Raw genomic sequence first — 13,499 nt, 5'->3', positions numbered from 1 at the left:
CTCCGATTTCCCCTGACTCAGGCAAGCCAGAATGCCAGCAACTGCATCCCCAGCAGGGCAAACAAGCCGGCGATCAGATCGTCGAGCATGATGCCAAGCCCGCCGTGAATGCGGCGATCAAACCAGGAGATAGGCCAGGGCTTGAGCACATCGAACAGGCGAAACAGCGCAAATCCGATCACCACCCAGATCCAGCCGGCCGGCGCCGCTATCATGGTGACGCCAAACCCGATGATCTCGTCCCAGACGATGGCCCCGTGATCCGGCATGCCGATGGCGTCGGTGGCCGCCTGGCAGAGGCGAATACCGGCCACAAATCCCAGCGCCAGCAGGGCGATGAACCAAGGGGTGGGCAGGCCGCTCACCAGCAGATAGAGCGGGATCGCCGCCAGCGTGCCCATGGTGCCGGGTGCCTTGGGGGAAAGGCCCGAGCCAAACCCCACCGCCAGCAGGTGCAGCGGGTTGCGCAAATCCAGTCGCTTCAACTCAGGTTTTATCATGCGAAGTGATCCCATCCCTTGAGCGCGAGCGCCACCGGCAGCTCACCATCTTGCCACTCGATGCCCGGCTCGCCGGCCAGAATGCGGCCGATGCGGGTGAACTTGACGCCGCTGTGGGCCAGTGCCGTATCGAGCACGCCGCGGTGCTCCTCGGGCACGGTAAACAGCAGCTCATAGTCATCGCCACCGGCCAGCGCCAACTGCCACGCCTCCTCGCGGCTCACCGCATCGTGCAGTACCGGCGAGAGGGGCAGCTTGTCGAGGTTGATCAGGGCTCGCACGCCCGAGGCGCGCAGCACGTGGCCCAGATCCGAGGCCAGCCCATCCGAGAGATCGAGCGCCGCCCCCGCGATGCCACGCAGGGCTTGTCCGGCCAGGATACGCGGATGAGGATGCTCAAGGCGCGGCAGCACCGCCGCCAGCTGGTTCTCGTTGAGGGTGCGACGGCCCAGCAGGTGCGAGAGAGCCAGCGCGGCATCGCCCAGGGTACCGGTGACATAGATGCCGTCACCGGCCTTGGCACCGCTACGCAGCAGAGCGCGCCCGGCCGGCACCGTCCCCTTAACCGACACCGTGATGGAGAGCGGCCCACGGGTCATGTCGCCGCCCACCAGCGCCACGTTGTAATACTCGGCCAGCTCCAGAAACCCTTCGGCAAACCCGGCAACCCAGCGCTCGTCGATGGCTGGCAGGGTCAGCGCCAGCGAGACCCAGCGCGGCTCGGCCCCCATGGCGGCGAGATCGGAGAGGTTCACCGCCAGCGCCTTGTAACCGAGGCTCACCGGATCCATGTCCGGCAGGAAGTGCACCCCGCTCACCAGGGTATCGGTGCTCACGGCCAGCTGCGTTTCGGGAGGAACGCTGAGCAGGGCACAGTCGTCCCCCGGCCCCAGATCCACGTCCTTGCGCTGCGTGGCCACCTTGAAGTACTTGTCGATCAGCTCGAATTCACCCATGCAGTAAAAAGCCAGCTTACGCTGGCTCCTCTCTTATTCTGTATCGGGCCGCAGTTACTGCTTACCCAGGGACTTGATCACCTTGTCCAGCACACCGTTGACGAACTTGTGGCTGTCTTCAGCGGCGAACGACTTGGCCAGCTCGATCGCCTCGTTGATGACCACCCGCGGCGGTACATCGTTGCGGCGGGTCAGCTCGTAAGTGGCCAGACGCAGGATCGCCTTATCCACCAGATCGACCTCTTCCAGCGGGCGGGAGAGGAAGGGGGAGAAGACCTTGTCCAGATCGTTGCAGTGCAGCGACACGCCGAACAGCAGATCGCGGAAGTAGGCGAGATCCACACCCTTGGTGTCCTGCTCGATCTTGAACTGCTCTTCGATATCACCCACGTTGTCTTTGGTCATCTGCCACTGGTAGATGGCCTGGGTGGCGAAGTGGCGGGCCTTACGGCGCTCAGACGGTTTCAATCTTTCTCTCCTCGTTACACGCCCAGTTGCTTCAGGACGTTGATCATCTCGAGTGCGCTCAGTGCAGCCTCTGCACCCTTGTTACCCGCCTTGGTACCGGCGCGCTCGATGGCTTGTTCGATGTTTTCTGTGGTCAGCACGCCGAAGGCGACGGGAATTTCGAACTCCATCATCACCTGGGCCAGGCCCTTGCCATTCTCGCTCGCCACCAGTTCGAAGTGGTAGGTGCCACCCCGGATCACGGTGCCCAGTGCCACGATGGCATTGTACTGACCGCTCTTGGCCAGCTTCTTGACCGCCAGCGGAATTTCGACTGCTCCCGGTACCTTCACCAGGGTGATGTTGTCGTCGGCAATCTGCCCCTGACGCTTGAGCACGTCCAGGGCGCCCTCCACCAAGCTCTCATTGATGAAGCTGTTGAAACGGGCAACGACAATAGCGACGCGCGCCTCGGGGGCGGCAATGTTCCCTTCGATAACCTTCATGGGGCAATCCTGTCAAACGGGCCTAGTCAAAAGTGGGCACAGTCTAGCACAAAGGGTGGGGGACAAAAACCGCTATGAGGAGCTCGCCTCGGCCCCCGTAAAACGCAAAAAGGGATGGGCTGGCCCATCCCTTTTTAAGCGTGGTGAGATCGGTTATTCGCCGACGTACTCCACCACCTCGAGACCGAAACCACCGAGGGCGTGATACTTCTTCGGGTTGCTCAGCAGGCGCATCTGGCGCACACCGAGCGCCTTGAGGATCTGCGAGCCCACACCGACCCGGCGTGAGGTGCCCTGCCACTTGGCCCCTTCGGGCTGCTCGCCCTTGTCCACCGCCTCGAACTGGCGCACCCGGTTGAGGATGTCCTGACCGCTGGCCTCCGCGCCGAGGATCACCAACACCCCGCCCTCACGGGCGATGCGCTGCATCGACTTGGCCAGCGGCCAACTGCGCGCCGCGTGGCGGTCGGTCAGCAGCAGATCGCTTAGCACGTCATGCAGGTGCACCCGCACCAGGGTCGGCTGCTCGGCCAGCACCTCGCCCTTTTTCAGGGCAAAATGCACCTGATTGTCGACCGTGTCGCGGAAGGTGATGAGGTCAAACTCGCCAAATTCAGTCGGCAGTTTGCAGGCGGCCACCTGCTCGACCGTGGTCTCGTGCTGGTTGCGGTACTCGATGAGATCGGCAATGGTGCCGAGCTTGATATCGTGCTCGGCGGCGAACTTCTCGAGATCCGGGCGGCGGGCCATGGTGCCATCCTCGTTGAGGATCTCGACGATCACCGCGGCCGGCTCAAACCCCGCCAGACGGGCCAGATCGCAACCGGCCTCGGTGTGGCCGGCGCGAGTCAGCACGCCGCCATCTTGGGCCATCAACGGGAAGATGTGGCCCGGCTGCACCAGATCGGCCGCCTTGGCATCCGGCGCGACGGCCGCCTGCACGGTCACGGCGCGGTCGGCAGCGGAAATCCCTGTGGTCACCCCCTCGGCCGCCTCGATGGAGACGGTGAAGGCGGTGGAGAACTGGGCGTTGTTGCGATCGACCATCAGCGGCAGCGCCAGCTGCTTGCAGCGATCCCGGGTCAGGGTCAGGCAGATGAGGCCCCGTCCATAGCGCGCCATGAAGTTGATGTCTTCGGGGCGAACACAGGAGGCGGCCATGATGAGGTCCCCCTCGTTCTCTCTGTCCTCGTCATCCATCAGGATCACCATCTTGCCGGCCTTGATGTCGGCGATGATATCGGCGGTGCTGCTCAGTGCCATGTGCTTCTCCAGAAGTCGTCTAGGGTACCCGGTCAAGATGAGGGCAAACCGGGCCGTTTCAATGCTACTGCGATCACAAAAAGCCGGATTGGGCCAGCTTCTCCAGGGTCAGGGTCGAGCCGCTCTCGGCGCGCCCCTGCATCAGCCGCTCCAGATAGCGGGCAATCTGATCCACCTCCAGATTGACCCGGGTACCCGGCTTCCACTGGGCTATGGTGGTCTCAAGGGCCGTGTGCGGCACTATGGTGAGGCGAAACTCACGCCCCTTCACACCGTTGACCGTGAGGCTGATGCCATCGACGGCAATCGACCCCTTCTCGGTGATGTAACGGGCCAGCTCTTCCGGCGCCGCAATCCAGTACTCGATGGCGCGACCGCTGCTGCTCTTGCTCTTGACCACGCCGATGCCGTCCACATGGCCCGAGACCAAATGCCCACCCAGGCGAGTGGTGGGCAGCAGGGCCTTCTCTAGGTTAACGGTATCACCCACTTTCGCCTCGGCAAAGCGGGTGCGCGAGAGCGTTTCGAGCGACAGATCGGCGCTGTAGCTGTGATCGCCAAGGCTGACCACGGTCAGGCACACGCCATTGGTGGCGATGGAGTCGCCGAGCTTGACGTCGGAGAAGTCGAGCCCGGGGGCGTGTACGGTGAGGGTCATGTCATCCCCCTGCCGCTGCATGGCGGTCAGGGTGCCGACCGCCTCGATGATGCCGGTAAACATGTCAGACTACCTTGGCTGTGATACGGATATCCGGGCCGACGCGACGCACGTCGCTCAGCTCGAGTTTGGGGGCGCGCGCAAGCTTCTCCAGCCCCGGCAGATGGCACAGGCCACGGCCTGCATCGCCCATCAGAATTGGTGCCTGATAGAGCACCAGCTCGTCGACCAGCCCCGCGCTGATGAGGGCTCCGGCGAGCGACGCCCCTGCCTCCACCAGCACCGAATTGATGTTCTGCTTGGCCAGCAGCATGAAGAGGCTCACCAGATCGAGCCCCTCCCCCAGACGCGGCACCAGCAGCTCGTTGACCGATGCAGGCCACTGCCCTTGTGCGGTGTGGCGCGCCAGCCACACCTCACCCTCACGGGCAAACAGGGATTGGGCCGGGGTGAGGCGGTTTTTCGAGTCGATGACGATGCGTTTGGGCTGACGCAGACGCTCCCGCGGGTAGGCGGCCTTGACCCCCTCGGGCAGCTCGTCCCAGCGCACGGTGAGCGAGGCATCGTCGGCCAGCACTGTGGTGGCGGTGGAGAGCACCGCATCGTGGCGAGCACGCAGGCGCTGCACGTCGCGGCGCGCCTCGGGAGAGGTGATCCACTGGCTCTCGCCGCTCGCCATGGCGGTGCGCCCGTCGAGGCTCGCCCCTAATTTAAGGGTGACGCGCGGGAACCCGGTACGCATGCGCTTGAAAAAGCCCGGATTGAGCGCCTCGGCCTCAGCCGCCAGCAGGCCGTGGGCCGTCTCGATGCCGGCCTCGGAGAGCAGACGCAGGCCGCGTCCGCCCACCTGGGGATTGGGGTCGACCATGGCGGCCACCACCCGGGCGACGCCAGCCTCAATCAGGGCGTTGGCGCACGGCGGGGTGCGGCCATGGTGAGAGCAGGGCTCTAAGGTCACGTAGGCGGTGGCACCACGGGCCTTCTCGCCCGCTGCGCGCAGGGCGTACACCTCGGCATGGGGTTCACCGGCACGCTGATGATACCCCTCGCCCACTACCTCACCATCACGCACCAGCACACAGCCGACGCAGGGATTGGGGGCCGTGGTGTAGACGCCGCGCCGCGCCAGTTCGAGGGCGCGGCTCATCCAGCGATGATCGTCTTGGCTAAACATCACATCTCCAGCTTGGCGATCTCTTCGCCGAACTCACGAATGTCTTCAAAACTGCGGTAGACAGAGGCGAAGCGGATATAGGCCACCTTGTCGAGGGCCTTGAGCTCCTCCATCACCAGGTTACCGACCTGCTTGCTCGGCACCTCGCGCTCGCCGGTAGCGCGCAGGGCCGACTTGATGCGGTTGATCCCCTGCTCGATGGCCTCCATGCTGACCGGCCGCTTCTCCAGGGCGCGCAGAATACCGGCGCGCAGCTTGTCCTCGTTGAACGGCTCGCGCGAGCCGTTGCTCTTGATGACCCGCGGCATCACCAGCTCGGCCATCTCAAAGGTGGTAAAGCGCTCGCGACACTGCAGGCACTCGCGCCGACGACGGACCTGATGCCCGTCAGCCACCAGCCTCGAGTCGATCACCTTGGTGTCGACGGCACTACAAAAGGGGCAATGCATGGTGCCTCCGCTGCTTGTCTCACGAAATGAGCGCCAGTGTAGCACGGGTAAGAAAATCCAGAAAAAACAATGCCGCCCGAGGGCGGCATTGGTCAGACTCGCGTCTTATCAGGCATAAACCGGCAGACGGCGGCAGATATCCAGCACCTTCTCGCGCACGGTGGCCAGCACTTCGTCGTTGTCGTGGTTATCCAGCACGTCGCAGATCCAGTGGGCCAACTGCTGAGACTCAGCTTCCTTGAAGCCACGGCGGGTGATGGCCGGAGTACCGATCCGCACACCGGAGGTCACGAACGGGGAGCGCGGGTCGTTCGGCACCGAGTTCTTATTGACGGTGATGTTGGCCTTGCCGAGTGCAGCATCGGCGTCCTTACCGGTCAGCTCACGGCCGATCAGATCCACCAGCATCAGGTGGTTGTCGGTGCCACCGGAGACAATCTTGTAACCGCGCTCGATGAAGGTGGCGGCCATGATCTTGGCGTTCTTCACCACCTGAGCCTGGTAGGTCTTGAACTCGGGCTCCAGCGCTTCTTTGAAGGCGACGGCCTTGCCGGCGATGACGTGCATCAGCGGGCCACCCTGACCACCCGGGAAGACGGCGGAGTTGAGCTTCTTGTAGAGCTCTTCGTCGTCAGCGGCAGAGAGGATCAGACCACCACGCGGACCGGCCAGGGTCTTATGGGTGGTGGAGGTGACGACGTGGGCGTGCGGCACCGGGTTCGGATAGACACCGGCGGCCACCAGACCGGCCACGTGGGCCATGTCGACAAACAGCCAAGCTCCGATCTTGTCGGCGATTTCACGCATGCGAGCCCAATCGACCACGCCGGAGTAGGCGGAGAAGCCACCGATCATCATCTTCGGCTTATGCTCAACGGCCAGGCGCTCCATCTCGTCGTAGTCGATCTTGCCGGACTCATCGATGCCGTAGGGGATGATGTTGTAGAGCTTGCCAGAGAAGTTAACCGGAGAGCCGTGGGTCAGGTGACCACCGTGGGCCAGGTTCATACCGAGCACGGTATCGCCCGGTTGCAGCAGGGCCATGTAGACGGCGCTGTTAGCCTGGGAGCCAGAGTGTGGCTGCACGTTGGCGTAGGTGGCACCGAACAGCTCTTTGGCGCGCTCGATTGCCAGGGTTTCGACCACGTCGACATACTCGCAACCGCCGTAGTAACGCTTGGCCGGGTAGCCTTCAGCATACTTGTTGGTCAGCTGGGAGCCCTGAGCCTCCATGACACGGGGGCTGGTGTAGTTCTCAGACGCGATCAGCTCGATATGCTCTTCCTGACGACGGGTTTCGTCTGTGATGGCCTGCCACAGCTCGGGATCATAGCCGGCAATGGTCATGTCACGTTTCAACATCCGTTTATCTCCTGAAAATCGTTTGCGCGTGGGGTGTAATCAAGGCGAGGTATTGTAACGTGACAGGGATCAAAGCGACAGCCCGAGCACTTAAAAAAATGTTTATAACTTGTAAATTGCGTCGCATTAAAGAAGGGGTATACGATGGGCATTCCGCCATCACCTCCCCGCCAGCCACCATGTATCAATTGCTTCCCGCCCATCCAAGCCATCACGTGAGCCACGCCTTCCCCTTTCGCCGCGATGCTTGGCGCATCAGCTTCGGCCAGCTCGATACCTTCGATGAGCAGGACACCCTGGCCTGGCTTGCCCGATTGCACGAACTCGGACGCCTGTATCACCTCTGGCATCAGGATGAGATCATCGGTCAGCTCGAGCTGAGCCCTGCATTGGTTCGCCCGGACGGCGTGCAGGAAGGCTATCTTTACCTCCTTTATCTGTGCGAGCCATGGCGCGGTCGCGGGGCAGGGCTGTGGCTGCACGACCAAGCGCTGGCGCGCATCCGCGCTGCCGGCAGCCATCGGGCGGGGCTGCGGGTTGGCTCTGGCAATACCCGGGCAGCCAATTTCTATCGCCGTCTCGGCTGGCAACCTGTCGGCACTCCAGATGCCCGTGGCCAGCTGATGCACCATGATCTTTTTCCTCGACCTAACCAGGAGCCTTTATGAGCATGCTCACCGCCAGCTGTCTGTGCGGCGCCGTCCAACTGCGCCTGCCCGATCGTTTCGACTATGTGGGTCACTGCCACTGTAGTGAGTGCCGCAAATTTACCGGGGCCGCCTTCTCCAGCGTCGGTGGTCTCGATGCCGCCCTGGTCACCACGGTGCGCGGCGCCGAGGCCATCGCCCTGTATGACAAATCCGCCGAAACCCGTCTCGCCTTCTGCCGTCACTGTGGCGCCAGCCTCTACAGCCTCAAACGCTCGAGCAATAAGCTCAACCTGCGCCTTGGGATACTCGATACCCCTCCGAGTCAGACACCGACCTTCCACATCTTCGTCGGCTCCAAGGCACCTTGGCACGAGATCTGTGACACGCTGCCCCGCTTCACGACACGTCCCGGCGAGGAGTGAGCCTGCAAGGGTGGCCTTTATTAGCAAAGCCGTTAAAATCGGGCTCAATACGCCTCGATTGCCGTCTACGGAGGAATGAATGCAGGAATTTATGGCCACCAGCGAACGCCGCGCCGAGCTCTACTGGTGGTTTGCCACTCTGTTCGCACACCCGTTGTGCGATGAGGAGATTGCCGAATACGACAGCTATGACGTGCGCAGTTTCCTCAAGAGCCTCTCGACCCTGGATCCCATGCGCGAGGCCGTTGCCGAGCTCAACGACGCCATCGCCCGCCTGCTGGTTCGCCCGACACGGCAAGCCGCACTGGCACAAGAGTTCACTGCGCTGTTTAGCCGCAGCAGTGCGGCGCACGTGCCGCCTTTTGAATCCACCTTCCATCACGAGGCTCACAGTGCAGCTCGGATGCAGGCGCGTCTCGAGCGTCTTGCCATCGCCGTCGACGACAAATATGAGCCTCCCTTCGATCACCTCTCGGTCGAGCTGGATCTGATGGGGAGCCTCATCATTCGTGCTGCCGAGGCCCAGAGCGCCGAAAATCGTACCCAGTGGCTGGATGAGCAAGCCTCACTGCTGCACGAGCACCTGCTCGTCTGGTACCCCGACTTTGAGGCCCGCTGCCGCAGCCAGGATGAATTTGGTTTCTACGGCGCCTGTGCCCGCCTGCTCGGTGTATTCCTGACCATGGATGCCAACTACCTCACGCTGGTCCAACCGGCGCAGTGAAGACGGCCTGGCTGCTCATTGCCAGTTGGTTGCTGATCCTGCAACCCACCGAGCAGGGGTGGCGCCTTCTCGGCATGCTCCTGCTCGATACGGATCGGGAACTCTATGGCACCGGCCAGTTGGCGGCCCTGGCCGGTATGCTGCTGACCCTTTATCTGGCTAATCTCGGTGTCGAGGTGGTGCTGAGGCGGCGTTTTCAGAGCATGGGCATGTTTGTCCTATTCTCAGCCTGGCTGGAGCTGGCCGACAAGAGCCAGCTTACCGGCTCTCCCCTGCTGCATTGGCTGTCAGCACTCCCCTTTCTGCTCTTGTGCGTGCTGGTACTCTCACGCTCTATCCAGGCCTGTTTTCGAACCAAGGGCTGATCGCCTCCATCTGGCACATCCAGCGGGATGACGCATACTCCTTTGACAACCTTGTCAGAAGGGGACATCCATGTCGCCGGGACTCTTCAACCAGCCGCAGAGCCTGTTCACCCATGGTTTCAGTGACAACAGACTGCTGATGCAGCTGTTTGCCGTCGCCCCACTGGGGATCGGGATCATCGATAAGCGGCTGCACTATTGCGAGGTCAACCAGGAGCTAGCCGATATCAATGGCTGTGCTATCGAAGCGCATCGGGGACGTCACATTAGGGAGATCATCCCCACGCTGGCCTCCACCATTGAGCCCCTGCTGCTACAGGTGCTTGCCACGGGCGAAGAGTTTGTCGAGCTGCCACTGAGCGGTTATACCGCCGCCCATGGCGGCAGCTCCCGTCACTGGCTGGCCACTTACTCTCCCCTGCTCAATGAGTGCGGTGAGCCCAACGGCATACTGGCCATCGTGCAAGACATCACGGCACAACATCTCGATCGAGATGCAGTCAACAGCTCGGAAGAGCGCTTTCGCCAAGTGGTGGAGGCCGCCCCGGATGGGCTGGCCATGGTCGATGAAAACGGCCTGCTGGTGTTGGTCAATGCCGGCTTGGAACGCATGTTCGGTTATCGCCGTGAAGAGATGATCGGACACCCCATCGAGTTTCTGATGCCGGAGCGCTATCGGGGGGGCCACCTCGAACGGCGCAGCCATTTTCTGCGCGCACCCGAAGCGCGTGACATGGCGGGGCGCAAAGAGCTCTATGCCAGGCGTAAAGATGGTAGCGAATTCCCTGTCGAGATCGGCCTCAATCCGCTGCAAGCGGCCGATCGCCTGCATGTCCTCGCCACCATTCAGGATGTGACTAAGCGCAAAGCCGACCAAGCCATGCTGGAAAAAGCGCTCCAGGAGAAGACCGCCCTTCTCAACGAGGTGCATCACAGGGTCAAGAACAACCTGCAAGTGGTCTCCAGCCTGCTCAACTTGCAGACCCGGCACGCCAGCCCCGAAGCCAGTCAACTGCTCAGCGAAAGCCAGGGACGGGTCAAGGCCATCGCCCTCATCCATCAATTGCTCTATGAGCGCAATGACTATGCCCAGGTTGAATTGGGCCTCTATCTTCAGCGTCTGGCACGATTGCAATCAGAGACCTTCCAATCCCATAGCGACCGCATCCGTCTGCATATCCAGCAGCCAGACCACCCTATCACTCTGGATCTACAGCGGGCCGTTCCCTGTGGCCTGCTGGTCAACGAACTCATCTCCAACGCTTTCAAGCACGCGTTTCCCAATGAACAACGCGGCACCATCTGTATCACCCTCAGCCCCTGTGAGGATGGTTGTTTCATCACGGTCAGAGACGATGGCATCGGGCTGCCCAGCGATATTCACCTTGGCGAGACGCTGACTCTCGGCTTCCAACTGCTGCCGCTGCTGACCGAACAGGCCAGTGGGCACCTGAGTGTCGAGCCGTGTGAACGCGGTTGCCACTTCCTGCTCTCCCTTCCCCACATTGCTTAGGAATTACGTCATGCAGCAACGCATCATGATTGTCGAGGATGAACGCATCGTGGCGCTCGACCTGAAAAACAGCCTGACCCATCTCGGCTACGAGGTGGTGGGCATGGCCTCACGAGGGAGCGACGCCATCCAGTTGGCCGGCTCACTGCAACCGGACATGATCCTCATGGACATCAATCTGGAAGACGAGATGGATGGCACCGAGGCGGCATCCACCATCTTCCAGCGCTGGCAGTTGCCGGTCATCTTTCTCACCGCCTATGCCGAGGAGAAGAGTCTGGAGCGGGCCGAGGCCAGTTTGCCTTATGGCTATTTGCTCAAGCCGTTTGACCTGCGCGAACTCAAGGCCACCTTGCAGATGGCGCTGGCCCGCCGCCGCACCGAGCTGAATTTACGCCAGACGGAGCAGCGCTTGCGGCTGGCCATGCAGGCAGCAGCACTCGGGCTGTGGGAATGGGACATGGAGCGCGACATCCTGCATCTGAGCGGAAATGACCCTTTGGTCCGGTTGTTCCCGGACGGTCATTGCCAGGGAATCGAGCAATTTACCCGGTTACTGCTCCTACCCTCGCAGCAGCAACTGCGCAAGGCGCTGCGTGGCAATGGTGCCTTCAACCTGACGCTCGGCTATCTGCGCCCACAAGGCGATCTGGCCTGGATCGATCTCTATGCCGACTACCGCGACTTAGGAGATGGCCGCAAGGGGATGATCGGCGTTTTTCTCGATGTCACCGAACGCTGCCGACGTGAAGAGTTGCTCCGGCAAGCCAATGTGGTGTTCGACACGGCGGCAGAAGGGATCATCATCATGGATGAGCAGCAGCAGATCATCTCGGTCAATCCTGCATTTACCCGGCTCACCGGTTTCTCCCGCGATGAAGTGCTTGGCCAATCCCCAGACCGCTTCATGCAGACGCGCAGGCAGGGGGATTCCCAATATCCCTGGCACACCCTTGGGCGCAAGAACCCGGTCTGGCATGGAGAGATGAGTTGCTTGCGCCGTGATGGCCAACCCTTCACGGCCTGGCAGCACGTCAGTATCGTGTATGGGCAGGGACGCAAGACCACCCACTATGTCATCGCGTTTTCTGATATCAGCGCCATGCGCCATGTCGAGGCACAGCTCAACCATCTTGCCTACCATGACGCCTTGACCGGCCTTGGCAATCGCAACCTCATTCAGGAGCGGCTGGGGATTGAGCTACAGACCGCCCGCATCAATCATCACAGTCTGGGATTGCTGTTTCTCGACCTTGATGGCTTCAAGCTGATCAACGACACCCTGGGTCATAGCGCAGGGGATGAGCTACTCAAAGTGCTTGCATGTCGCTTGCAAGGCATCATCCGCAGCACTGATATTGTGGCCCGCCTTGGCGGCGATGAGTTCCTGATCCTAGTACCCCGCCTTACCCACCCGCAGGAGCTTGAGGTGCTTTCCGACAAGATCCTCAATACCATTCGCCTACCGCTGATGCTGTGCTCAGATCCGGTGACCATCTCGGCGAGCATCGGTATCTCCATCTTTCCCAACGATGGCACCACCCCAGAAGCCCTGCTGCAAGCGGCCGACAGCGCCATGTATGAAGCCAAGAGCCAGGGGCGTAATCGTTGCCTACTTTACTCCCCCGACATGGCCCGCCGCAGCCTCGACAAGCTCAAACTCGAGCAGGGACTCTCGCAAGCCATTCAGCGTCAGGAACTGGAACTCTTCTTCCAACCCATCATCGCCCTGCATTCAGGCCAGTTGTGTGGCGTCGAGGCGCTATTGCGCTGGCACCACGGCGAACGAGGGCTGATGACGCCGGACAAATTCATCCCCATCGCAGAGGAGAGTGACCTCATCGACAGGTTAGGGCGCTGGGTCATGCGCACGGCCTGTCAACAGGGGCAACACTGGCTACAAGCCGGATTTCCACTGACCCGGCTGGCGGTCAACGTATCGGTACGTGAACTACGCGCCAGTGATTACATAGAGCAATTACAAGGCATTCTCGATGAAACGGGATTTCCACCCGAGCGTCTGGAGCTGGAAGTCACAGAGAGCATCATGCAGCAAGTGGATCAGAGCCTGACCCTGTTCAGTCGCCTCAAACAGCTCGGCGTCATGATCGCCATCGACGACTTTGGTACCGGCTTTTCCTCGCTCAGTCTGCTTAAGTCCCTGCCCATCGATCGCATCAAGATAGACCGCTCATTCGTGCAACCACTTCCCCATGACCGTCACAGTTGCGAACTGTGCCGCACCATTCTCACACTGGCGCACAATCTGGATCTCACTGTCACTGCGGAGGGGATAGAACAGGAGGAGCAGTACCATTTCTTGCAACAGTTGGGGTGCGAAGATGGCCAAGGTTACCTGTTCAGCAAACCACAGCCCGCAGCAAACATGACAGATCAATGGGATAGGCGAATACATGGCTCACCGGTCTATCCAAAAGTCTAATTGTCCCTGTGGCCGCAAGGTATAAGTTGTTACCTAATTATTAAAAGGACGATTCGCCAAGGAGCCG

At 61.3% G+C, this 13,499-nt stretch carries 15 protein-coding genes; 6 read left to right on the top strand and 9 right to left on the bottom strand.

The annotated features are described in order from the left end of the window. Positions 1–17 precede the first annotated feature (17 nt). The 9 genes from FE240_RS04210 to glyA all read right to left on the bottom strand — a co-directional run bounded on the left by FE240_RS04210 (position 18) and on the right by glyA (position 7,315). Positions 18–500: a phosphatidylglycerophosphatase A family protein gene (locus tag FE240_RS04210; protein WP_193003494.1), complete on the bottom strand. Its 483-nt coding sequence runs from the start codon at positions 498–500 to the stop codon at positions 18–20. After that, positions 497–1,456 (bottom strand): thiamine-phosphate kinase, encoded by a 960-nt coding sequence (gene thiL, locus FE240_RS04205; protein WP_193003493.1) that lies wholly within the window; start codon positions 1,454–1,456, stop codon positions 497–499. The genes FE240_RS04210 and thiL overlap by 4 nt, the downstream gene beginning before the upstream one ends. 54 nt (positions 1,457–1,510) lie before the next feature. Next, positions 1,511–1,924, bottom strand: coding sequence for a transcription antitermination factor NusB (gene nusB, locus FE240_RS04200; RefSeq protein WP_042046632.1), 414 nt, complete (start codon positions 1,922–1,924; stop codon positions 1,511–1,513). A gap of 14 nt (positions 1,925–1,938) precedes the next feature. After that, positions 1,939–2,409: a 6,7-dimethyl-8-ribityllumazine synthase gene (gene ribH, locus FE240_RS04195; protein ID WP_042046633.1), complete on the bottom strand. Its 471-nt coding sequence runs from the start codon at positions 2,407–2,409 to the stop codon at positions 1,939–1,941. A gap of 153 nt (positions 2,410–2,562) precedes the next feature. Next, complete coding sequence (ribBA, locus tag FE240_RS04190) at positions 2,563–3,672, bottom strand: bifunctional 3,4-dihydroxy-2-butanone-4-phosphate synthase/GTP cyclohydrolase II (RefSeq protein WP_042046634.1); 1,110 nt, start codon at positions 3,670–3,672, stop codon at positions 2,563–2,565. Between the two features lie 73 nt (positions 3,673–3,745). After that, complete coding sequence (locus FE240_RS04185; protein WP_193003492.1) at positions 3,746–4,393, bottom strand: riboflavin synthase; 648 nt, start codon at positions 4,391–4,393, stop codon at positions 3,746–3,748. 1 nt (position 4,394) lies between these two features. After that, a complete protein-coding gene (gene ribD, locus FE240_RS04180; RefSeq protein ID WP_193003491.1) occupies positions 4,395–5,504 on the bottom strand; it encodes a bifunctional diaminohydroxyphosphoribosylaminopyrimidine deaminase/5-amino-6-(5-phosphoribosylamino)uracil reductase RibD in 1,110 nt (369 codons plus the stop codon). Further along, a complete protein-coding gene (nrdR, locus tag FE240_RS04175) occupies positions 5,504–5,953 on the bottom strand; it encodes a transcriptional regulator NrdR (RefSeq protein WP_042046642.1) in 450 nt (149 codons plus the stop codon). The genes ribD and nrdR overlap by 1 nt, the downstream gene beginning before the upstream one ends. Before the next feature lie 108 nt (positions 5,954–6,061). Next, positions 6,062–7,315: a serine hydroxymethyltransferase gene (gene glyA / locus FE240_RS04170; protein ID WP_042046643.1), complete on the bottom strand. Its 1,254-nt coding sequence runs from the start codon at positions 7,313–7,315 to the stop codon at positions 6,062–6,064. Between the two features lie 179 nt (positions 7,316–7,494). Here glyA and FE240_RS04165 point away from each other — a divergent pair, with 179 nt between their 5' ends. The 6 genes from FE240_RS04165 to FE240_RS04140 all read left to right on the top strand — a co-directional run bounded on the left by FE240_RS04165 (position 7,495) and on the right by FE240_RS04140 (position 13,432). Beyond that, positions 7,495–7,983 carry a GNAT family N-acetyltransferase gene (locus FE240_RS04165; RefSeq protein WP_193003490.1) on the top strand — a complete coding sequence of 163 codons (489 nt, stop codon included), beginning with the start codon at positions 7,495–7,497 and terminating at the stop codon, positions 7,981–7,983. Continuing rightward, positions 7,980–8,387, top strand: a complete 408-nt coding sequence (locus FE240_RS04160; RefSeq protein ID WP_193003489.1) for a GFA family protein — start codon at positions 7,980–7,982, stop codon at positions 8,385–8,387. Before FE240_RS04165 ends, FE240_RS04160 begins: the two co-directional genes overlap by 4 nt. Before the next feature lie 79 nt (positions 8,388–8,466). Then, complete coding sequence (locus FE240_RS04155) at positions 8,467–9,111, top strand: molecular chaperone TorD family protein (RefSeq protein WP_193003488.1); 645 nt, start codon at positions 8,467–8,469, stop codon at positions 9,109–9,111. Next, positions 9,108–9,476 carry a hypothetical protein gene (locus FE240_RS04150; RefSeq protein ID WP_193003487.1) on the top strand — a complete coding sequence of 123 codons (369 nt, stop codon included), beginning with the start codon at positions 9,108–9,110 and terminating at the stop codon, positions 9,474–9,476. The genes FE240_RS04155 and FE240_RS04150 overlap by 4 nt, the downstream gene beginning before the upstream one ends. A gap of 70 nt (positions 9,477–9,546) precedes the next feature. Then, positions 9,547–10,989, top strand: a complete 1,443-nt coding sequence (locus FE240_RS04145; protein ID WP_226798973.1) for a PAS domain S-box protein — start codon at positions 9,547–9,549, stop codon at positions 10,987–10,989. A 10-nt stretch (positions 10,990–10,999) separates the two neighbouring features. Further along, positions 11,000–13,432, top strand: a complete 2,433-nt coding sequence (locus tag FE240_RS04140) for a two-component system response regulator (protein WP_193003486.1) — start codon at positions 11,000–11,002, stop codon at positions 13,430–13,432. Positions 13,433–13,499 lie beyond the last annotated feature (67 nt).

It is taken from the genome of Aeromonas simiae (assembly GCF_014892695.1).
Lineage (GTDB): Bacteria > Pseudomonadota > Gammaproteobacteria > Enterobacterales > Aeromonadaceae > Aeromonas > Aeromonas simiae.
This window is presented reverse-complemented; position numbering and strand designations above follow the sequence as displayed.

Bases quoted from the DNA above. Each gene is read 5' to 3' on its own strand.
- FE240_RS04160 (WP_193003489.1), top strand. From the start codon at position 7,980: ATGAGCATGCTCACCGCCAGCTGTCTGTGCGGCGCCGTCCAACTGCGC.
- FE240_RS04145 (WP_226798973.1), top strand. From the start codon at position 9,547: ATGTCGCCGGGACTCTTCAACCAGCCGCAGAGCCTGTTCACCCATGGT.
- glyA (WP_042046643.1), bottom strand. From the start codon at position 7,315: ATGTTGAAACGTGACATGACCATTGCCGGCTATGATCCCGAGCTGTGG.
- ribBA (WP_042046634.1), bottom strand. From the start codon at position 3,672: ATGGCACTGAGCAGCACCGCCGATATCATCGCCGACATCAAGGCCGGC.
- ribH (WP_042046633.1), bottom strand. From the start codon at position 2,409: ATGAAGGTTATCGAAGGGAACATTGCCGCCCCCGAGGCGCGCGTCGCT.
- FE240_RS04185 (WP_193003492.1), bottom strand. From the start codon at position 4,393: ATGTTTACCGGCATCATCGAGGCGGTCGGCACCCTGACCGCCATGCAG.
- FE240_RS04210 (WP_193003494.1), bottom strand. From the start codon at position 500: ATGATAAAACCTGAGTTGAAGCGACTGGATTTGCGCAACCCGCTGCAC.
- FE240_RS04140 (WP_193003486.1), top strand. From the start codon at position 11,000: ATGCAGCAACGCATCATGATTGTCGAGGATGAACGCATCGTGGCGCTC.
- FE240_RS04165 (WP_193003490.1), top strand. From the start codon at position 7,495: ATGTATCAATTGCTTCCCGCCCATCCAAGCCATCACGTGAGCCACGCC.
- FE240_RS04155 (WP_193003488.1), top strand. From the start codon at position 8,467: ATGCAGGAATTTATGGCCACCAGCGAACGCCGCGCCGAGCTCTACTGG.
- nrdR (WP_042046642.1), bottom strand. From the start codon at position 5,953: ATGCATTGCCCCTTTTGTAGTGCCGTCGACACCAAGGTGATCGACTCG.
- thiL (WP_193003493.1), bottom strand. From the start codon at position 1,456: ATGGGTGAATTCGAGCTGATCGACAAGTACTTCAAGGTGGCCACGCAG.
- ribD (WP_193003491.1), bottom strand. From the start codon at position 5,504: ATGTTTAGCCAAGACGATCATCGCTGGATGAGCCGCGCCCTCGAACTG.